Genomic DNA, 20,025 nt, shown 5'->3' with positions numbered 1-20,025 from the left:
AAAGAGCTATAAACTTATAAACTTAGGATGCCGATGTTGACAAAACATTATATTTGCCCACTACCCTTTAATATTATGAAAATGAAGAACCTGTCCACATTGCTGACGCTTGCGGCCCTGTCCACGCTGGCAAGTTGCGGAATGTTTGGCAAGAACTCCAAAAAGGGAGCTTTGCCAAACGATGGCCAACTGCATGGTGTTGCGCCCGGTAACAAGTACTCAATGCCCAAGCCTCCTGGAATGGTATACATTCCACCAGGCACTTTTCATATGGGGCCAAGCGATGAAGATGTCAATTACGCATATACTGCCCGTAATAAGCAGGTATCCATCAACGGTTTCTGGATGGACGCGACCGAGATCACGAATAACGAATACCGTCAGTTCGTGCATTGGGTACGCGACTCTATCGCAGCTAAACTGATGGGGTATACGAAAAATGCTGACGGGGTAGATTATGTTGATTGGGCAAAGGCAAAGACTATCAAATGGGGCGATAAAGCAACTATCGAAAAGATCGACCAGATGATCCTCTCTCCTGAGAACAGGATCTTCGGCAAGAAAGAGATCGACGCATCCAAGCTTGTATTTCATTCCGAAACATTCGATACCAAAGACGCTGCTAAAAGGGAAAATGCGGGTAAGCCCCGTTCCCAGTTCATCGTAAAGAAGGATGTAAGGATCTATCCTGACACACTGGTATGGATACGCGACTTCTCCTATTCCTACAATGAGCCAATGACAAAGCGTTATTTCTCGCACCCTGCTTTCGGAAACTATCCGGTTGTAGGTGTCAACTGGAATCAGGCTACAGCTTTCTGTGAGTGGAGAACTCATTACCTGAATGCCTTCCTGGAAAGCAAGAAACGCGCACAGGAATCTGATTTCCGCCTCCCGACTGAAGCGGAATGGGAATATGCTGCACGCGGTGGTCGTTCACAATCAATGTTCCCCTGGGGTAACTATTACCTGAGAAATAAAAAAGGATGCCTCCTGGCCAACTTCAAACCCGGCCGTGGTAACTATCCCGAAGATGGTGGTTTCTACACAGTTCGTGCAGATGCTTACTGGCCTAACGACTTTGGTCTGTATAATATGGCCGGTAACGTGTCGGAGTGGACTTCCTCCCTCTATTACGAAGGCGGATATAACTTCCAGCACGACATGAACCCCGATATCCGTTATAACGCGAAGGATTCAGATCCTCCCCGTATGAAGCGTAAGGTATTGCGTGGCGGTAGCTGGAAAGATGTAGGATACTTCCTGCAGACCGGTACACGTTCTTACGAATACCAGGATACTTCGAAATCCTATATCGGGTTCCGTTCAGTTATCGATCTTCCTCCCATGCAGGGCAAAAGCAAAAAGTAAGCGTATCGCAAATCTCTAAAAGACAACATTTTACTGTAAAATAATTGGTCGAAAGACCAACCTGGCTATCATTTATCATTATCTAAACCCTTTTCAACGCAATTAAACTATTAAACTATGGCTGGTACATCTAAATCTACTGAAAGACTCGTAAACATTATCGTGTGCGTAGGCGCCGCGGTGGTAATCTTCGGAGCCTGGGCTAAGATCCTGCACAAGTCTTTCGCTGACATCATGCTGACCGTTGGTCTGCTGACTGAAGCCCTTATATTCCTCGTTTATGCATTCTTACCGCCTCCCGGTCAGGAAATGGCTGCACTTGCTGAAGCACTTCCTAAACTGTCAGGAGCCGGAGCTGGTAACCCTGCCCTGCAGAATCTGGACAAGATGATGCAAGAAGCAGATATTACCCCAACCAACCTGAAAAAACTGAGCGAAGGTTTCAATAAACTGGGTACTACTGTAAACCAGATGAAAGATGTTTCCGATGTTCTTGCAGCTACAAATGACTATTCTGTGAAAACAAAAGAAGCAACCGGTGCATTGTCACTAATGAAAGATGCGTATACAAAGAGCGCTGCGACTATGCAGTCATTCAATGATGCATCTGAAAGCACTAAACAATTCCATGGACAGGTTCAGACCCTGACAAAGAACCTCGGTTCACTGAACACAATCTATGAACTGGAACTGCAGGATACAAACAATCACCTGAAGGCGATGAACAGCTTCTACAGTAACCTGGCACAGGCATCACAGGCTATGCAGGGAAGTGTTGAAGATGCCAAGAAAACACAGGATCAGATTTCGCTTCTGGCCAAGAACCTGGGTAACCTCAACCAGATCTATGGCAACATGCTGAACGCAATGCAGGGCAGGGCTTAATATTGATTTTCACCAGCCTCTGTACCTATTGAAACTGTGAAAAACTGATTGACAACATTTAAATCCCAGATCCATGGCCTTACCTAAAGAGCCCAGGCAGAAGATGATCAACATGATGTATTTGGTGCTGACAGCATTGCTGGCACTGAACGTATCATCTGAGATTCTGAATGCCTTCGTAACCGTAAACAATAGCATTTCGACCGCCAACAAGGTGGTTGACGATAAAAACGCTTCAACATTCAAATCTTTCGATGCAAAGCTGAAGGATAACAAAACTGCTGAAAGAGCAGCAATCTGGCATCCTAAAGCCATGCAGGCAAAGAAACTGTCCGATGATATGTCAAAATATCTCGACGATCTGAAGCTTGAACTTAAAAAAGAATCAAAAGGAGAGAACCTCGGTACTCCTGAGGAACATTTCAGCCAGGACAACCTCGACGCTTCTACCCGTTTGCTGGTAGAAGGTGCGAAAGGTGACGAACTGTATAAGAAACTCTCTGATTTCAAAACCCAGCTGCTGGCAGTTATCCCGGAAGAGAAAGCCAACTTTGAAAAGTCACTTCCTCTTTCACTGGAAGTGCCGAAATCTCAAACCGGTTCTCACGGGAACAATGACTGGAAGTCTGCTTATTTCCGCATGACTCCCACTATAGCTGCTCTCACCATCCTGAGCAAATTCCAGAACGATGTAAAGAATTCGGAAGCACAGGTTGTAGATTTTGCACACAAGCAGATCGGTGAAGTAGAAGTGGTATTCGATGAATTCCAGGCCTTCGCCGGAACAAATTCAACTTACCTGATGCCCGGACAGGAACTGGAGATCACTGCTGGTGTTGGTGCATTCTCTAAAGCTGCTCGTCCGTCTGTATCAGTGAACGGTGCTGCTGTTCCGCTGGGTGCTGATGGTACTGCACTTTATAAAACAACTGTGAGTGGTGCAGGTGAGAAAACAGTTAACGTAAAAGTGAACTTCACCAAACCTGATGGTACTCCCGCTACTGTTGATAAGACCATTAAATACACTGTAGGTGTTCCATCCGGAGCTTCCGTGTTCCTGGAGAAAATGAACGTGGTGTACATGATGGTTGATAACCCGGTTATGATTTCTGCTGGTTCTGCCGGTAAAGAAAAGATGAGCGTTAGCTTCACAGGCGGCAGCATTACTCCTGCCGGTGGCGATCGTTACATTATCAAACCAAACAAGGCCGGTCCTGCAGAGATCAAAGTTACCGTTGATGGCAAGACAAGTTCATTCCCCATGCGTTGTAAAAACCTTCCTGACCCGACTGCAATGGTTGGTGCTAACAGAGGTGGTTCAATGCCGGCCGCTACATTCAAGGCAATGGGTGGTGTTCTTGCCAAACTTATGGACTCTGAATTCGACGCTAAATATGAAGTGATCAGCTATGTTGTTGGTGCAAATGGCGGAGCATTCCCCAACTACCAGCAATCTGCTAACGAAGGTCCACGCTGGAGTGGTGGTGCGGCTGGTATCATCAACCGTGCTACACCAGGATCGAGCATTTTCTTCGACCAGATCCGCGTGAAAGGTCCCGATGGCCGTGTACGTGAACTGCCCGGTATCTTCTTTAATCTGAAATAATGAATTTGACTAAAACAGGCATACAATGAAAAACCGTATCATTCAACTTTGTCTTCTTGTGGCAGCAATGGGACTGTTTGTGGAAACCGCAGACGCACAGGTGAAAAAGAATACGCGTACCACACGTAAGCGTACAGGAACTACTACCAAGAAAACAAGTACAAATAAAAACAACACAGGTAATGCCGCTGCGTTGACACAGGCGCCCGCACAGGATACTGTTCCTGCAGCTCCGCCGGTGGAAGCTAACCTTGACCTGGGTACCGTACGCAAATCATTGCGCAACGATAACGCCATTGAGCGTAACCTGGTGAAAGAACGTATTCCACTTACGTACGAGCATATCCGTGAGGATGATGCGGTGTATCGCCAGCGTCTCTGGAGAGAGATCGATGTTCATGAAAAGATGAACCTTCCTTTCATGTACAAGGCAGACGATGATAACGGCAACCAGCGGTTTATCAACATCCTGCTTGGATCAATCAAAAGCGGTGAACTGACAGCATTCAGCCCGATCGATGATCGTTTTACAACGCCCATCACCCTGAGAGAAATAACTGAACAGCTCGTTGGTAAACCCACTGTACAATCGATCCCCGACTGGGCTAATGACCCGGATGGTTCGAAAGGGATGATGAAGGACACTGTTATCCAGCAGATGTTCAATCCTGAAGACATCGAGAAATACTGGGTGAAGGAAGACGTGGTTTTCGATAAAGAATCATCACGCCTGCATGTCCGGATCCTGGGAATCGCCCCGCTTAAAACCATCAAAAACTCTGATGGATCTTTCCGGGACGTAACTCCACTCTTCTGGGTATATTATCCTGATATGCGTCCGCTCCTGGCCCGTTATGAAGCCTACAACGGCAAGAACTACGGTGCACGGGTGAGCTGGGAAGAACTGTTCGAAAGCCGGATGTTCGCCAGCAGGATTATCAAGTCGACCATCGATAACCCGGCCGACCAGATGATCGCCGGTTATATCAAGGATCCGATTCTCCGACTCCTCGAAGGCGAAAATATCAAAGACAAGATTTTCAACTACGAACAAGACCTTTGGTCATACTAATAAAAAGACCCCGCTTCGGCGGGGTTTTTTTTACTCAAAATCCGGATATTAATGCGCAAAATGGTGGTGGAAAATCAGGTTTCAGGCGGTAGAAAAAATGGCATAGTATTTTGAACAGGTAAGAAGAAGTTTTTAATTATCAGGGTTTCAATTCTTTGTCATTTTGCCGTTCACTGTCGAAGTTTTGCCTTCGATACAACGTTTAACAACAAACGAAAAATACCCATTAGAGGGTATTGCGAACCCACTTAATTAACGTATCTTTACCTCGGTTTTTCATAGGATATTGGATTTTAAAAACGGGGCTGGATTTCTATCCTGGCCCCTTGTTTTTTTAGGAATGTTTCAGTCTTTTTCCTGCAGGTTTTCACTGGTTTCGCCGGTTCCGTTGGAAAAATAATCCCACACAATTTTTGCCTTTGCCTGGCCAATTTCCCGGGTTAATATTTCCAGTGATTGTTGCCTTACATTCGCCACACTCCGGAAAGTTTTCAGTAACTGATCAGCAGTTGATTTTCCGATTCCTTTGATGTCTTCCAGTTCGTTACGGAAAGTTCCTTTACTTCTTTTATTTCGGTGAAAGGTTATTCCAAAACGGTGTACCTCGTCTCTTACCCGCCGGATCAGTTTCAACGACTCACTGTTGTAAGGAAGCTTTACTGATTCACTGTCGCCCGGGAAGAATATTTCCTCTTCGTTTTTTGCCAGGCCTACTACTGTCATCTTCCCTGTGAGGTCAAGTTCCCTGATGCTTTCCATGGCTGCTCCCAGCTGCCCTTTGCCGCCGTCAATTATCACGAGCTGGGGTAACGGTGTGTTTTCGTCCCTCAGGCGTTTATATCGCCTGAAAACCACTTCCTTCATGGTCGCAAAATCGTTGATGCCTTCCACCGTTTTGACATTGAAATGCCGGTAGTCCTTTTTGCTGGGCAATCCGTCACGGAAGCAAACCATTGCTGAAACCGGGAAGCTGCCCTGGAAATTCGAGTTATCAAAACATTCTATATGCACAGGTACTTCCTTCAGGTGCAGATCTTCCTGTAACCTGTATAAAACCTGTTTCTTTTCCATATCCGATCTGCCCTCAAGATGGAGGATCTTTTTCCTGCGGATCTCTTCCTGGAAATAGTTTACATTTTTAATGGAAAGGTCCAGGAGCTTTTTCTTTTCGCCTGCCTTGGGAATGGTTACCGTCAATCCTTCCAGGATATCGGGTAACGCAACAGGCGCAATCACTTCAGAGGCAAGGCTGTTGAATGATTCCCGAAGCTGCCCCACTGCAAATGCAAGTACTTCGTCTTCTTCCTCATCAAGATGTGTTTCAAGCTGGATGGTATGTGTCTGCACAATGGTTCCATGTTGTACCATAAGGTAATTAACATAAGCGGTGTCACCATCTTTCAGGATGGAAAACACATCAAGGTTCCCAAGGTGCCTGCTGACGATTACCGATTTTGCCTGGTAATTTTCCAGGTATTCGATCTTCTTTTGAATTTGCGCAGCCTTTTCAAACTCCATCAGTCGCGCATGTTGTTGCTGTTCTGTTCTGAACTGTTGGATTACCGGTGCAAGGTTGCCTTTCATCAGGTTCTTCAACTGTTGCAGGCCAACATTATAATCCTCTGAACTCTGCAAGCCCTCACAGGGGCCTTTGCAATTACCCAGGTGGTACTCCAGGCACACTTTGAATTTCCCTTTGCTGATATTGGTCTCAGTCAGGTTGAGCTTGCATGTCCGGATTGGAATCGTCATCCTGATGAAATCCAGTAATTCGCGTACTTTACCCACCGAGGTAAAAGGTCCGAGATATTCCGAACCATCGCTGATCCTGGTTCTTGTCAGGAAGACGCGTGGAAATGGTTCCTTTTTTATGACAAGGTAGGGGTAGGTCTTATCATCCTTAAGATTGATATTGTAACGGGGGGCGAATTGTTTGATGAGTGCATTTTCCAGCAGGAATGCATCCTGCTCAGAATCAACAATAGTAAATTCGATTCGCCTGATCCGCTGAACAAGCTCATGCGTTTTGTAACTCGTAAATGTTTTGGAAAAATACGAGCCCACCCGTTTTCTCAGGCTTTTGGCTTTTCCTACATATAAAAGGGTCTCGCCGGAATCAAAATATTTATAGATGCCGGGCGCCAGTGGAATGGTATGTGATATCTGCTGAAATTCTGCCTGCGTCATGTATGCTGATGCCTCCTGGTTATTCTGTGGGATCCCAGACAACTTTTAACTGTGATAAGGTGGACTTGCCCTGCGGCGAAGTGCTTGACTTGATCACCTGGTAAAAGTGGTCCGCTTTCCAATACAATTTTTCTTCGACTGCGGTGTTGCCGACCAGATAGCTTTTTTCCATATAGATCGTCCTGACCTTGTCGGAGCTGGCAGGGTCGGGTTTTAACACCACATCAACTCTCCTTAGGGGTAAATCGACCTCCTGCGCCTCATAAACAAAAGTTATGCTGGGAATGGATTGGTCAGCAAAGCTGCTCTCCCGGTATTTTCCTTTATAACGGATTTGGCTGATGTCATGTTCGAAAAATGGTGCTGCGAGCACGTTTGTTTCCTCCAGCGTGATTGCAGCGGTATCCGATCCATCAGGCCCCTGCCGATAGCGGGTTACCGGCATCTTCAGGGAATCAACGATATGCAGCTGGGCGCGGAGAAAATCACCTACCGGGAATACCGGTTCTTCCTTTGCTTCGCCTTTTTCAGCGGAACCGGGAGTTGTGTTACAGGAGGACGCGCAAAGAATTGTGGCCAGGAAAGCCACAACTGAAATTAATTTTCGCATTCGCCAAATTTAAGGAAGGTCGGGTTACCGGCGTAAGCTTTTGCTGATGCCGATCTTTACCCCGTATTCAACCAGGTTTTCCTTAATCGGGTACTGGCTTTGGTAAGTAGAGAAGAGATTATAACGGAACTGGGGACCAATCTGCCAGCGGACATCGCCTGACTGGTAAGAAATATATGCTTCCACACTGCTGGCAAGATTCCATTTCCGGATCAGTGATGGCTCTTTCACATAATTGGAAAGATTGCTGGTGAGCATGTACTGGTCGGTATTCAGCAGGTATGTCGGTTGCAGGCTGCCCGAAATATTCACCTGGATCCGGGCATCTCCAAGCAGTTTGAGGTCAGCCCCGATTGGCATGCCGATCTGCAGATATTGATTCTGGAGCCTGCTTGGCTGGTCACCGGAAAGGTTACGCAGGGTTGATGTGGCTACCAGGGTATCCTGGACGCCCAGGTCTGAATTGAGTGCAAGCGTTGCCTGTTCCGGATAATGTGCAAACGCCTCGATGGTATACCTGGTAAGGTTGATCTGCAGTCCTGTCCTGAATGCAAGGATCCTCGAAACCTGGTACCTTACACCGCCGCCAAGTTCAAATCCGACGGCAGGTTTATGGTTTACAAACTGGTTAACATTCAGGTGTTTCACCATAAGCGGTGAATTACCATTTGTATAATTTGATTTTCCTTCTGACAGGTTCCGGTAACCGATCGATGGCGCAAAATACATCAGGTAAGTAAGCCTGTTCTTGTTTTTGTTGTTCAGTTTAACTATACCTGGAGCCTGGGGAATCGGTGCATTCTCCGCTAGCTTTGTATGAGGGCCTTTGTCAAGCGGAAAAGCCGTGCCAGGTACCTCGATTGTAAAATCCTTCACCAGGTCAAACCGGTCCGTACTCCTGAGGGTGGCTGTTTCCGTTTCTTCAAATTCCGCCTCAGGCGCAAATGCCACACCTGCTGCAATTTCGTACGATGTTCTGACCACATCGATGCCGGCGGCCTCACGCCTGTTTCCAGTAGCAGAACGTTCCAGGTCAAGTGGGGCCAGTGCAAGCGGTGCGGCAATGCTGACCTTTGGCATCAGTGACTTTGCCCGGAGCTTTTCGATGATATCATTGACAGAAACGGTGGAGTGGCCTGAAGCTGAGCGGTTGACTGGAATGGTTGTTGCTGGTTTGGTATGGTTGCCATGCTGGCGCGGAGCATTGCCAACAGGACTGGTCTTCATCAGCCAGATAATGCCTGAGAATACCAGTAAGAGCATGACGATCAGGGCGACTCTTCTCCTTCCGGAGTGCAGGTGACGATATATATTCGTCCACACTCCATCAGAAGGGTACATTCTATGCTGATCGGCGTTGTCTCTTAAAAACTGTTCAAATTCGTCCTCAAAAAAATGTTGCTCCATCTTAATCCGGTTAGGGATAAAGTTTACAATTACTAACCCACTACCTATAGAGTCCGATTAACGCCCAAACGCTGCTAGAAGGGAGACTTTATCATGCGGTTTCTGCAAGATTTTTTTCCTGATAAGTATTTCTTCAAGCATTTGGCGGGCACGGGTATATTGGGATCGGCTGGTACTTTCTTCTATGTCAAGCACTGCCGCGATTTCTTTATGGGAATATCCTTCCAGGGCATACAGGTTCAAAACGGTTCGGTATCCGATCGGTAACATCCTGATACATTCAATCACCTGCTTTGCCTGAACGATGGAAGGAATGGACTCTTCCCTGGTCTGAACTCCTGAAGCGTGGATAATATCCACACTTTCATTGAACTTCTTATTCCGCTTCAGGTGATTGATGCAGGTATGCACCATTATCCTTCTTATCCAGCCTTCAAATGCGCCCTGGAAGCGGAATGTATGGATCTGTGAAAATACTTTGATGAATCCTTCCTGGAGCATATCCTCTGCGTCTTCGCGATTGTGTGCGAACCGGTAACACACCGACAGCATCTTATGACTGTACCGCTGATACAGTTCCTTCTGAGCCAGCGGATCATTGTGTAAACATCCATGTAACAGGACTTCTTCCGTCATAAGGGAGGTTATGCTATCGTAATTTATGCTTTTTTTCAAAGCAAAAGAATAATCAACAAGTCAGAAGGCGGCTTTTATTGCGATTATCATGTTCGATCCGGCAGCGACAATTCCGGATGAGTATGGACGGTAGCGCTGGTTGGTTATATTTTCCCAGCCAACGGTTACCTGTATCCTGTTTAACTGGCAACTGACCCGGCTATTCAGTGTGTACCAGGAGGGAGAGTAGGGGTTTCCGGCTTTATCACTGGCGTAGATATCCGTCTTAGCCTTTTCGGATGGCGCAAGGTCATCGGCACTAACTTCGCTGTTGTAAATGGCGTTCAGCTCAGCAGTGAACCGGCCTTTTGTATAAAGCAGGTAAGCAGATCCATAAAAGGGTGGTGCATGCCTGAGCGGAACCTGCTCATCTTTGGCATCATCAGTTTCTTTGCCGGTTATCCAGTTAGCCAGGGTACGGAATCGCAAGGACGGCAACAGGTTCACGTCAACTGCTGCCTGGATACCCCACACGGTAGCTTTCGCGGCATTCTGAAGTGCTTCAACCCTGCTCATTTCCCCGTCAAATTCTATGGAATCCTGCCCGTTGAAGGTAAATGGCCTTCTTACAATGGCGTTATCCAGGATAGTATGAAAAGCGGTCACCTCAACCCTGTAAGCGTTTTTAACCTGGCGCGAAGCGCCGGCTTCGAAGTTCCAGGCATATTCAGATCCAAGCTCCGGGTTCGGAACGGTAATATTTCCCGGTGCACTTTCGAAGAGCTTGCCTATGTCGTCAATATTCGGCATCCGGTAACCAGTCGAAATACTTCCATTGAGCTGCCAGCCTTCAGCAGGCCTGAACACCAGCCCTGTGTTGCCTGTAAGCGCTCCTTCATTCAACGAAACTTTTGTATAGGGGAAGGGGATGAACTGTTGACTGAACCGCGCATCCAGCCAGTTGTAGCTGTAACGGAGGCCAGCATTGACTGTAAATTTTTGCCTTAGGTTCAGTTTATAATTACCGTATAGGCCACTGGTTGCCCATGTGCTGCCATCAGGGTACCTGCTTACAAATGGTTCTTCAGCTCCCGAAACAATATCCCTGGTTGTACCGGTCGAACCAACTTTATTGTACACGACCTCGGTTCCATAATATAAAGTGCCTTTTGAAAGCGACTTGCTGGCATCCCAGTTAAAGCTATATGCATGTACTTTTTCTGCCTGGCGGTTCCGCTGATTGCGGTTCCGCGTTCTGTCAATCCTGCTCTCATCATAATCCTGGTAAGCCACGACAAGCTTGCTTTCATCATACAATTTCGTCCGTTTGCCAAGATCGGCACGTAGTGAATGCATACGCCAGATCATTGGCCCATAATTCCATTCTGCAAACCGCAATGCCCCATTCCTGTACTGGATAAGCCTGTCATAACGGGGAGCAATACCCGTGCCGCCATAAACAAAACTGTATTGTAGTTGGAGACCTTCTGTCGGCCTGAATGCGATCTTCTGAAGGAAATTGGTCTGGTCATAGCCACTGAAGCGCTGAGTCCGCGGATCACTGTTTTGGATGATCGAATCCGAACCGTTTATCCGTTCCACATATTCGGGGCGCAGGTAACGGTCCTGCCCGCCATGTTTACCCATCTGAAGGTCATCGAAGCCCGAAAATGTGGCGGATGTTACCAGTGCCCACTTTTTCCACCCCACTGCCACATCTCCATGAATGGTCTTTTCCCGGTCGGCAGTGGAATAACGTGCAAGCACATTCGCTTTTGTAAGCGTTTTGCCATCCTTCGCAAAGCGTGGTTCGAGTGTATGGAAATCAATTACGCCACCAATAGCATCACTGCCATAAATAAGTGAGCCCGGACCAAAAACAATTTCTGCCGTTTCCGTACTCAGCGCATCGATGCTGATTACATTCTGAAGGTTGCCACTGCGGTATATGGCATTATTCATCCGGACGCCGTCAACCACCAGCAGGATCCGGTTGGTGGCAAATCCCCGGATCATCGGACTTCCCCCACCCAGCTGACTTTTCTGCACGAAGACAGTCCCCGTTTGCGCGAGCAGGTCTGCCGATGTCTGGGGATTCATTCGGATGATATCATTCCTGCTAACCTTTACTACCTTATTGGGGATCTCATTGAGTTGTTGCTCCCACTTGTTATAGGAAACAATCACTTCTTCAAGTTCCCGGGCAGTAGTATCAACCGGCCCTTCCTGTGCGAAGGCAGTAACGACTTTAAAGTGCAGCAGGAAAAGCAGGAGGAATTTCAAATCATTGTTTTTTTCTGATCAGGCTGTCGATCGGGTACTTCGCTTTCATGTCATTCATCGCTTTCGAAGTCCAGTCAACAAGTAGTTTCTTTTGATCTCCTGTAAGCTTTGCATCATTATGCACCAGCGTATAAGAACTCAAAGGCATTTCATTTTCTTCTACCAGTTCGGCAATTTCTTCCAGCTTATGATACTTACGGCGAAGATTGTAGTTTCCGTATTCATCAAAGTTCAACTCCTTTTTTCCTTCGGATATATGATCATCGAGCCACCAGCCAACAGGCTGAAGAGATGCATACCAGGGATATGTTGTGGTGTTACTGTGACAATCATAACAACTGGTCTTCAGCAGCTGGTCAACATGCTGGGGTACGGAAACATGGTTGTTGATCCCGGCCGTGCCTGTAGCGCCCGCGGTATTGTCAAGCCGCGGCCTGAATAGTTGTAATACGACAAAAACAACCAGTAGCAGTAATAGGAACTTTTTGAACATACTTCGGAAGTTGGGGGGTATTAATGAGTAACGAGAATATTTCCTGTCATTTCTTTAGGAATCGGCAGTTGCATGAAATGCAGGATGGTGGGTGCTATATCAGCAAGCTTACCCGGGTTCACCGTTCCTTTCCAGTTTTTGTCGATAATGAAAAGCGGCACCAGGTTCAGGGTGTGTGCAGTGTTTGGCGAACCATCCTCATTTATCATATAATCAGCATTACCATGGTCTGCAGTAAGGAAAACCACATAGTCCTGCTCAAGGGCAGCTGTCACAACTTTTTCAACACACTGGTCAACGGTTTCAGCAGCTTTGATGGCAGCAGAAAAAATTCCTGTATGGCCCACCATATCTGCATTGGCATAGTTAAGGCAAATGAAGTCTGCCTTTCCGCCTTTAATTTCGGGCACCAGGGCATTGGTGAGATCCCATGCACTCATCTCGGGCATCAGGTCGTATGTAGCAACTTTGGGTGAAGGCTTCAGGATCCTTGATTCACCGGCGAACGGCGTCTCTCGGCCTCCGCTAAAGAAAAAGGTTACATGGGGATATTTTTCAGTTTCGGCTATACGTATCTGTGTTTTTCCATTCGCAGCCAGAACTTCGCCGATCGTGTTGTTGAGGTTGTCATTATCGAAGATCACATCTACATTCCGGAAAGTCTTGTCATATTCCGTCATGGTTGTATAATGCAGGTCGTCGAAATGCTTCATGCCCTGGTCAGGGAAGTCCGTCTGCGTAAGCACCTGGGAGATCTCCCGGCAACGGTCTGTCCGGAAGTTGAAACAAATGGCACTGTCACCATGTTGGATCCGCGCTATCGGCATACCCGCATTGTTGGTGATGACTACCGGCATAATAAATTCATCAGTAACGTTCCGGTCATAACTCTGTTCAATAGCCGAAAGGGCATTAGTTGACTTTTCACCTGTACCTTTCACCATTGCGTCGTAGGCAAGTTTCACCCGCTCCCAGCGCTTGTCGCGGTCCATAGCATAGTATCGTCCACTGACTGTCGCGATAGTACCTGTTGTCTGATCAAGGTGTGCCTGCAACGCTGTCATGTAAGTCAGCCCGCTTTTGGGATCAGTATCCCGGCCATCAGTAAATGCATGAATGAAAACATTGGTAAAATTCTCGCTTTTACAAAGACTGGTAATGGCTTTAAGGTGCGTTGTATGTGAATGTACGCCACCGTCGCTCACGAGTCCCAGCAGGTGAAGAGCTTTGCCGTTGGCTTTTGCTGTACGGATGGCGTTCAGTAAAGTCGCATTCTGTTGGAATTCCCCGTCGCGGATAGCTACGTTTATACGCTGCAGTTCCTGGTAAACGATCCTGCCGGCGCCGAGGTTCAGGTGACCCACTTCACTGTTACCCATCTGCCCTTCAGGCAAACCGACTGCTTCACCGCAGGTTACGAGCGTCGTATGCGGGTATTTATTATATAGACCGGAAACAAAAGGAACATTGGCATGCTGGATGGCATCGCTGGCGGCTACTTTTCCGAGTCCCCATCCATCCATAATAATCAGGATTGCTTTTTTCATTTTTTCTATTCGTCTTATCAGTTGCGTAAATCTAGTTGATTTTGCCCTTTCGGGGTTGGTAAACCCATAAAAATCAGCCAACTAACGTGACCTTCAGGTAGTTGGCACACTTTTGGGATAGTGTATGGTGCTGCAAAAATCCGTAATACCCCTGAAATCCAATAAAAACCTGTAAACGTAAACGTATGAAATCATTTTTTACATGCATCCTTTTGGCAGTGGGTATTCTGCTGGCGGGATTCACCAACAGACCCGAAATGGATTCGGTGGTGGTGGCCCTGAAATCAGGCAATGCCAACCTGCTTTCCCGTTACTTTGACAGCAGGGTAGATATTACGCTACCCGAAAGAAGCGACAACTACAGCCGCAGCCAGGCAGAAATGATCCTTAAGGATTTCTTTAACAATAATGGTGGTGTTAAAAATTTCGAGCTGAAACATCGTGGTGAGAACAACGGTGCAAATTATGTCATCGGTTTGCTTATGACCAACAATGGCCGTTACCGTACCACCCTTTTTATGAAGCAGAAAGGCGACAAACAGTTGCTCCAGGAAATGCGATTTCAGCAGGAGTGACAATAACAATATTATCCCCTTGAAAAGACGGGCCTGGCAGTTTCTTTCTGCAGGCCCTTTTTTAATTTCAAATTCACAAGATTTGCAACTCCACAGTTAGATTTGCTGCATGATAGCTTTTAACGACCTGCTGGACAAACTCATCAGGAATGCGCTGGCAGAAGACATAGGAGATGGTGACCACTCTACATTGAGTGTCATTCCCCCGGGGGCGAAAGGCACTGCTGTGCTGAAAATCAAGGAAGATGGTGTGCTGGCGGGAATGGAAGCTGCTGAAAAGATCTTCAGGCATATGCAGCCTGAGATTGATTTCAGGCCTTTCAAAAAGGATGGCGATGAAATGAAATCTGGCGAAGTTGCATTCGAAGTGGATGCGGATATCCATACCATTCTCCAGTGTGAAAGGCTTGTACTGAATTGTATGCAGCGGATGAGCGGAATAGCCGGACTAACGCGGCAGTATACCCGCCAGCTGGAGGGCTATCACACCCGTGTCCTCGATACCCGGAAAACAACGCCGAATTTCAGGTTGATGGAAAAATGGGCAGTGGCTATAGGTGGCGGAGTCAACCACCGGTTCGCACTTTATGACATGATCATGCTGAAAGATAACCACATCGATTATTGCGGGAATATCACAAAGGCAATTGAAAAGGCATGGGATTATGTCCAGCGATACAAACCTGGAATGGCCATTGAAGTGGAAACGCGTACGCTTAAGGATGTTAAGGAAGTGATCAGTGCAGGTAAAGGAAAAGTAAGCAGGATAATGCTGGACAATTTCACCCCGGACAATATTACAGAAGCCCTTTCCATTATCAACAGGCAGTTTGAAACGGAAGCCAGCGGTGGTATAAATCTTTCCAACCTTATTGACTATGCGAAGACGGATGTTGACTTTGTAAGCGTGGGGGCGTTGATCCACCAGGCACGAAGCGTTGACCTGAGCCTTAAGGCAAAGATTGTTTAATTTTGAGATTTTAATTTATCAGCCATGTCGAAGAGGAATAAAGCTGACAGGAATGGATTCGTTTTCTCAACCGATCCCACTTTCCGCTTTGAGCCGGAAGATGTTCCGCAGCACGAAACCATTGAACCCGGAAAGCAACAGCTCAGGGTTAAACTGGATAATAAACAACGCGGGGGAAAGATGGTTACGCTCGTCTCGGGATTCATTGGAACAGAAAACGACCTTGACCAGCTAGGTAAACAGGTGAAACAGTTTTGCGGCACAGGAGGAGCAGTGAAGGATGGCGAAGTGATCATCCAGGGCGATCAGCGCGAGAAGGTAATGACTTTCCTTCTTAAGAACGGCTATTCGAAATCGAAGAAAGTGTGAATAACTGCATGCACTTAATGGCGATTAGCCTATAAGTGAATAAGTGAATGCTTTATTCACTTATTCACTGGATACAATACCGTAGTTCGATCTATGACTTTTATTGCCCCTGCGCAAGGCTATAAGCCTTTTTGTCGCCCCATTTATTAAGGAGTTCTGTAGAACATACTTTGAAATCCTGCGCCAGCTTTTTGTATAATTCCAGGATGTCAGTCTGTGTAACATTAGCTTCACCCACACTTTCAAACCTGCAGCCGTACTGGTTAACCATATTGGTAAATACAGATCCTTTCGGCCATACCTGGGTACCACGGTTGCTCACATTCACAAGTTTAAACAGGTCGCCGGTATGACGAAGGCATTTTTCTGCCACCGCATTAGGCTGTTCGGTGCTTTCAATGAAAAAATCGACACCTACTACCTGCTCGTTTTCGAGTTCCTGCGTTATGATCAACGGGTTTTCTGCCAGTTTGAATACCGTCGGAGTAACAGGCTTGTTTGGCAGCAAGGGGCGTGCGCCATGGGCAGGTGTCTTGCCAAGGTTTCCAATGATCGCTTCAGCGAATTGGGTGGTATTAACCGAAGCAATATTCTTATCACCAAAATCACCGGTGTGGACTCCGCTTTCAAGAGTATAAAGAAGGGCATTCTCAATTACTGCCGCGTTCTCCATTAGTCCCAGGTGGCGCAGCATTGCAATGCCGCTAAGCAAGAGTGCCGTTGGGTTTGCTATATTGCGGCCGGCGATATCCGGTGCGGTACCATGTACGGCTTCGAAGATGCAAATATGGTCACCGATGTTTGCTGAAGGAGCAAAGCCCAGTCCCCCAACGAGGCCTGCGCAAAGATCGCTAACAATATCACCCTGCAGGTTGGTAAGTACTACTACATCAAATTCCTGCGGACGGCTCACCAGTTTCATACAGAGATCGTCAACGATCACATCGTCCGCCTTCAGGTTAGGATAATCCTTGGCTACTTCGTAAAAGACTTCAAGGAAAAGTCCATCAGTGATCTTCATGATATTGGCCTTGTGACCGCAAGTGATCCTGCGCGCACCGTTTTTACTGGCCATTTCAAAAGCATATTTGATCACCTGGAGGCTGCCGGGACGGGTAATAAAGCGGCGGCTAAGGGCAACATCATGCGTAAGCATATGTTCAATTCCGCCATAAGTGTCTTCAATATTTTCGCGAACGATTGTAAGGTCAATAGGGATTCCCGCTTTGCTGAAAACGGTGTCGACTCCATGCAGCGTCTGGAAGACCCGCTTGTTTGCATAGGTATTCCAGGTTTTGCGGGCTGTTACATTTACGCTTTTTACACCCTTCCCTTTTGGTGTTTCCATTGGTCCTTTGAAGAGGATGCCAAGTGATTCGATCGACTGTTGCGCTTCGGGTGTCATACCGTTAGAGAAACCTTTGTCAAAAACCCATTTGCCCATCTCCACGTTCTCATACTCCAGGGGCACCTTGTTGGCATTGAAAATTGTCAGGACGGCATCCATGATCTCAGGTCCGATTCCATCTCCTTTGGCAACAGCGATTTTCATATATTTCTTTTTGAGGATTTGATCTCCCTGCCTTTGCGGGAAGCGCTGCAAAGGTAAGTCAGTGGCAACATTGATTTATTAATTATTGAACAAAAAACTGCCGGCAGCGAGCGATTTTCTCTACCTTTAAAACAAATTCCACTGAATGAGCAGTACTACCACACAAGGTGTTGAGGTGAGTGTGGAAACCTACTATCAGCCCGATTATTCCAATCCCATGTCGGGCGAATTCATGTTTGCTTACAGGATCACCATCGACAACCACAACAATTTTTCTGTAAAACTGCATCGGAGACATTGGTATATTTTCGACTCAAACGGCGAATACCGGGAAGTGGAAGGTGAAGGAGTTGTAGGAGTTCAGCCGGTTCTTCAGCCTGGAGAACGTTACCAGTACGTCAGCGGATGCAACCTGAGGTCAGAAATGGGCAGAATGTCCGGTTCCTATCAAATGGAAAATGTCGACACCAAAAGATTCTTTGACGTCGACATTCCCGCTTTTGAAATGATTGTTCCCTTTAAATACAACTGAGTTTCACTGTCACTGTTTCACTCATTATCTAACTCCATGCATCATCCTTTTAATCAATGGAGTCAGTGCATATAGCATAAGTGCTGCAGTACCACAAAGTATCACGAACAACATAAAGAAGTCGTAAAGGCTTTCAATGGTGAACCCGGCGAAAGTCGGGTAGGTAAATGCAATTTTCTTTTCTGCCAGTATTGAAAGCTGTTCAGCTGTAGGTACTATTTTCTTGTCAAGAATGCCCTGCAGGTCAATTCCGGCTTTGGCAGCTTTTTCATAATTCTCCCCGGTCGGTGGTAACAATGCGCCCAGTGTACCAGTCAATGCGTAACCGGCGGCGTTCCCGATAAACCAAACTCCCATCAGCAAGGAAGAGAATCTTTTCGGTGCGAGTTTGGCAACAAGTGACAGACCGATCGGAGAAAGGCAAAGCTCACCCCAGGTGTGCATCAGGTAGAGTACGATCAGCCAGATAACCCCGATCTTACCAGTAGTTCCCAAGCCTTTTACCTGGCTTGCAATAATGAAATAGCCTATGCCGATAAGTGCCAGTCCTATTGCCTGTTTCACTGTTGAAATCGGCTCAAGTCTGCGCTTCTGCAGCTTGTCCCATAGTATACTGAATGGAATGGCAAATATGACTACAAAGACGCCGTTGAAAATTTGTACCATACTCGGCGGCATCGTCCAGCCGAAGATCCGCGTATCCGTTTGCCTTGCTGCAATAAATGTCAGCGATGAACCCGACTGCTCAAAGGCAGCCCAGAAGAAGATCACGAAGAACGCAACTATATAAAGTACCAGGATCCGGTGAGTTTCAACTTTAGTCAATGACTTATCGGTCAGGATGAAGATTCCCAGGCTGATCGCTGAAGCATAAATGAATGGATAGATAAATGTTTTGATGGGAGAAACTGCCAGCGCCGAAAAATAGGCTCCGAGGCCCGAACCATTCATTGGCATTTTTGCCGGGTCCCAGGAAATGTATTGGAAAAGGAAATATGTAACGACGAGCGTTATGCAGAGCACTGCGACTGACGTGTTGGAAAAATGCGCATGGGTAGCTTCGTCTTCGTGCACTTCATTCTTATCTGGTTTTCCGCCCACGGGCTTACCATCCGGGGTAACAACGTATTTATTTTTCAGGAAAAAGAATGATACTGTTCCGATAATCATGGCTATTGCCGCCGCAAGGAATCCCCACTTGAATGCACCCAGGTCGCGGACGAATGTAGCGGTTCCATCCGCTGCAACCACTTCATTTCTTACATCGCCGAAGAAAGGACAGATGAACTGGCCAAGAAATGCACCCATATTAATGCCCAGGTAAAATATGGTGAACGCAGAATCAAGCTTGGATTTCTGATCTTTTGGATAGAGTTGTCCAACCATCGAAGAAATGTTAGGCTTAAAGAACCCGTTTCCGAAGATCACGAACAGCAGCGCTGTCCACATCATCGTCTTTGAAAGATCAAGATTTGTTGCAAACGTACTGGCACTGGTAAACAAAATCAATTGCCCGATGGCCATTAGAGTACCACCCAATAAGATCGAGTTACGGTTACCCAGGTATTTGTCGGAAATATAACCTCCGAGCATCGGTGTCAGGTAACCTAACCCGAGGTAGCCACCATATATAATGGAAGCGTTTTCATCGCCCATCAGCAGTGCCTCTGAAAGAAAGAGGGTCAGGATGGTGCGCATTCCATAAAAGTTGAACCGTTCCCACATTTCTGTGCTGAAGAGAACGGCCAGACCTTTAGGATGTCCTTTTTTTGCAGCAATCATAGATTGACTCATCGGGGGGTGCGTGTTTTTTTAAGTTTAGAGCTTTTTTGAACGGCGGCAAAATAAGGATAAAATTGATATAGCCGCCATAGGAGCGGCCTTTGGCACCATTTCTCTATTTTCGCACCCGGAAAGGATTTGATTACTGTCATTCATATCAGAAACATTC

The 20,025-nt window shown here is 46.8% G+C and carries 17 protein-coding genes; 8 read left to right on the top strand and 9 right to left on the bottom strand.

Going from position 1 to position 20,025, the window contains the following annotated elements; translation table 11 throughout:
- The first annotated feature begins 81 nt into the window (after positions 1–81).
- The 4 genes from porK (at position 82) to porN (ending at position 4,934) form a co-directional block, all read left to right on the top strand.
- Positions 82–1,371: a T9SS ring complex lipoprotein PorK/GldK gene (porK, locus tag OI18_RS10730; protein WP_039139930.1), complete on the top strand. Its 1,290-nt coding sequence runs from the start codon at positions 82–84 to the stop codon at positions 1,369–1,371.
- Positions 1,372–1,488: 117 nt separating this feature from the next.
- Positions 1,489–2,256, top strand: a complete 768-nt coding sequence (gene porL, locus OI18_RS10725; RefSeq protein ID WP_039139785.1) for a type IX secretion system motor protein PorL/GldL — start codon at positions 1,489–1,491, stop codon at positions 2,254–2,256.
- A 73-nt stretch (positions 2,257–2,329) separates the two neighbouring features.
- Positions 2,330–3,862 (top strand): type IX secretion system motor protein PorM/GldM, encoded by a 1,533-nt coding sequence (gene porM, locus OI18_RS10720; RefSeq protein ID WP_039139782.1) that lies wholly within the window; start codon positions 2,330–2,332, stop codon positions 3,860–3,862.
- A gap of 25 nt (positions 3,863–3,887) precedes the next feature.
- Positions 3,888–4,934: a type IX secretion system ring subunit PorN/GldN gene (gene porN, locus OI18_RS10715; RefSeq protein WP_039139779.1), complete on the top strand. Its 1,047-nt coding sequence runs from the start codon at positions 3,888–3,890 to the stop codon at positions 4,932–4,934.
- Positions 4,935–5,279: 345 nt separating this feature from the next.
- Here porN and uvrC read toward each other — a convergent pair whose 3' ends face one another.
- Genes uvrC through gpmI form a run of 7 tightly spaced genes read right to left on the bottom strand, consistent with a single transcriptional unit; the run spans position 5,280 to position 14,076 of the window.
- Entirely contained in the window at positions 5,280–7,163 is a 1,884-nt protein-coding gene (gene uvrC / locus OI18_RS10710; RefSeq protein WP_240312756.1) for an excinuclease ABC subunit UvrC, read from the bottom strand.
- Positions 7,141–7,731: a hypothetical protein gene (locus OI18_RS10705; protein ID WP_039139778.1), complete on the bottom strand. Its 591-nt coding sequence runs from the start codon at positions 7,729–7,731 to the stop codon at positions 7,141–7,143. The genes uvrC and OI18_RS10705 overlap by 23 nt, the downstream gene beginning before the upstream one ends.
- A 24-nt stretch (positions 7,732–7,755) precedes the next feature.
- Positions 7,756–9,138, bottom strand: coding sequence for a hypothetical protein (locus tag OI18_RS10700; protein ID WP_039139776.1), 1,383 nt, complete (start codon positions 9,136–9,138; stop codon positions 7,756–7,758).
- 57 nt (positions 9,139–9,195) lie between these two features.
- Positions 9,196–9,774: an RNA polymerase sigma factor gene (locus OI18_RS10695; protein ID WP_039139774.1), complete on the bottom strand. Its 579-nt coding sequence runs from the start codon at positions 9,772–9,774 to the stop codon at positions 9,196–9,198.
- 60 nt (positions 9,775–9,834) lie between these two features.
- A complete protein-coding gene (locus tag OI18_RS10690; RefSeq protein ID WP_052273086.1) occupies positions 9,835–12,036 on the bottom strand; it encodes a TonB-dependent receptor plug domain-containing protein in 2,202 nt (733 codons plus the stop codon).
- 1 nt (position 12,037) lies between these two features.
- Positions 12,038–12,529, bottom strand: coding sequence for a heme-binding domain-containing protein (locus tag OI18_RS10685; RefSeq protein WP_039139772.1), 492 nt, complete (start codon positions 12,527–12,529; stop codon positions 12,038–12,040).
- A 20-nt stretch (positions 12,530–12,549) separates the two neighbouring features.
- Positions 12,550–14,076, bottom strand: coding sequence for a 2,3-bisphosphoglycerate-independent phosphoglycerate mutase (gene gpmI / locus OI18_RS10680; RefSeq protein WP_039139771.1), 1,527 nt, complete (start codon positions 14,074–14,076; stop codon positions 12,550–12,552).
- A gap of 185 nt (positions 14,077–14,261) precedes the next feature.
- Between gpmI and OI18_RS10675 the strand changes: the two genes are divergently transcribed.
- From OI18_RS10675 to OI18_RS10665, 3 genes are all read left to right on the top strand, one after another.
- On the top strand, positions 14,262–14,651 hold the full coding sequence (locus OI18_RS10675; protein WP_082037920.1) for a DUF4783 domain-containing protein: 390 nt from the start codon (positions 14,262–14,264) through the stop codon (positions 14,649–14,651).
- A gap of 109 nt (positions 14,652–14,760) precedes the next feature.
- Positions 14,761–15,621: a carboxylating nicotinate-nucleotide diphosphorylase gene (gene nadC / locus OI18_RS10670; RefSeq protein WP_039139767.1), complete on the top strand. Its 861-nt coding sequence runs from the start codon at positions 14,761–14,763 to the stop codon at positions 15,619–15,621.
- Positions 15,622–15,645: 24 nt separating this feature from the next.
- Positions 15,646–15,990 carry a translation initiation factor gene (locus OI18_RS10665; RefSeq protein ID WP_039139765.1) on the top strand — a complete coding sequence of 115 codons (345 nt, stop codon included), beginning with the start codon at positions 15,646–15,648 and terminating at the stop codon, positions 15,988–15,990.
- Positions 15,991–16,090: 100 nt separating this feature from the next.
- On the opposite strand, the gene OI18_RS10660 is transcribed toward OI18_RS10665, so the two are convergent.
- Entirely contained in the window at positions 16,091–17,542 is a 1,452-nt protein-coding gene (locus tag OI18_RS10660; protein ID WP_039139926.1) for an NADP-dependent isocitrate dehydrogenase, read from the bottom strand.
- Positions 17,543–17,687: 145 nt separating this feature from the next.
- Here OI18_RS10660 and apaG point away from each other — a divergent pair, with 145 nt between their 5' ends.
- Positions 17,688–18,074, top strand: a complete 387-nt coding sequence (gene apaG, locus OI18_RS10655; RefSeq protein WP_039139763.1) for a Co2+/Mg2+ efflux protein ApaG — start codon at positions 17,688–17,690, stop codon at positions 18,072–18,074.
- 24 nt (positions 18,075–18,098) lie between these two features.
- Here the strand turns inward: apaG and OI18_RS10650 are convergent, their stop codons facing one another.
- Positions 18,099–19,868 carry a peptide MFS transporter gene (locus OI18_RS10650; RefSeq protein ID WP_039139761.1) on the bottom strand — a complete coding sequence of 590 codons (1,770 nt, stop codon included), beginning with the start codon at positions 19,866–19,868 and terminating at the stop codon, positions 18,099–18,101.
- Positions 19,869–20,025 lie beyond the last annotated feature (157 nt).

This window comes from Flavihumibacter solisilvae (assembly GCF_000814475.1).
GTDB lineage: Bacteria > Bacteroidota > Bacteroidia > Chitinophagales > Chitinophagaceae > Flavihumibacter > Flavihumibacter solisilvae.
This window is presented reverse-complemented; position numbering and strand designations above follow the sequence as displayed.

Excerpts from the sequence above, each read along its gene's own strand:
- porK (WP_039139930.1), top strand. The coding sequence starts at position 82 with ATGAAGAACCTGTCCACATTGCTGACGCTTGCGGCCCTGTCCACGCTG.
- porL (WP_039139785.1), top strand. The coding sequence starts at position 1,489 with ATGGCTGGTACATCTAAATCTACTGAAAGACTCGTAAACATTATCGTG.
- porM (WP_039139782.1), top strand. The coding sequence starts at position 2,330 with ATGGCCTTACCTAAAGAGCCCAGGCAGAAGATGATCAACATGATGTAT.
- porN (WP_039139779.1), top strand. The coding sequence starts at position 3,888 with ATGAAAAACCGTATCATTCAACTTTGTCTTCTTGTGGCAGCAATGGGA.
- OI18_RS10705 (WP_039139778.1), bottom strand. The coding sequence starts at position 7,731 with ATGCGAAAATTAATTTCAGTTGTGGCTTTCCTGGCCACAATTCTTTGC.
- OI18_RS10700 (WP_039139776.1), bottom strand. The coding sequence starts at position 9,138 with ATGGAGCAACATTTTTTTGAGGACGAATTTGAACAGTTTTTAAGAGAC.
- OI18_RS10695 (WP_039139774.1), bottom strand. The coding sequence starts at position 9,774 with ATGACGGAAGAAGTCCTGTTACATGGATGTTTACACAATGATCCGCTG.
- OI18_RS10685 (WP_039139772.1), bottom strand. The coding sequence starts at position 12,529 with ATGTTCAAAAAGTTCCTATTACTGCTACTGGTTGTTTTTGTCGTATTA.
- gpmI (WP_039139771.1), bottom strand. The coding sequence starts at position 14,076 with ATGAAAAAAGCAATCCTGATTATTATGGATGGATGGGGACTCGGAAAA.
- OI18_RS10675 (WP_082037920.1), top strand. The coding sequence starts at position 14,262 with ATGAAATCATTTTTTACATGCATCCTTTTGGCAGTGGGTATTCTGCTG.
- nadC (WP_039139767.1), top strand. The coding sequence starts at position 14,761 with ATGATAGCTTTTAACGACCTGCTGGACAAACTCATCAGGAATGCGCTG.
- OI18_RS10665 (WP_039139765.1), top strand. The coding sequence starts at position 15,646 with ATGTCGAAGAGGAATAAAGCTGACAGGAATGGATTCGTTTTCTCAACC.
- OI18_RS10660 (WP_039139926.1), bottom strand. The coding sequence starts at position 17,542 with ATGAAAATCGCTGTTGCCAAAGGAGATGGAATCGGACCTGAGATCATG.
- apaG (WP_039139763.1), top strand. The coding sequence starts at position 17,688 with ATGAGCAGTACTACCACACAAGGTGTTGAGGTGAGTGTGGAAACCTAC.
- OI18_RS10650 (WP_039139761.1), bottom strand. The coding sequence starts at position 19,868 with ATGAGTCAATCTATGATTGCTGCAAAAAAAGGACATCCTAAAGGTCTG.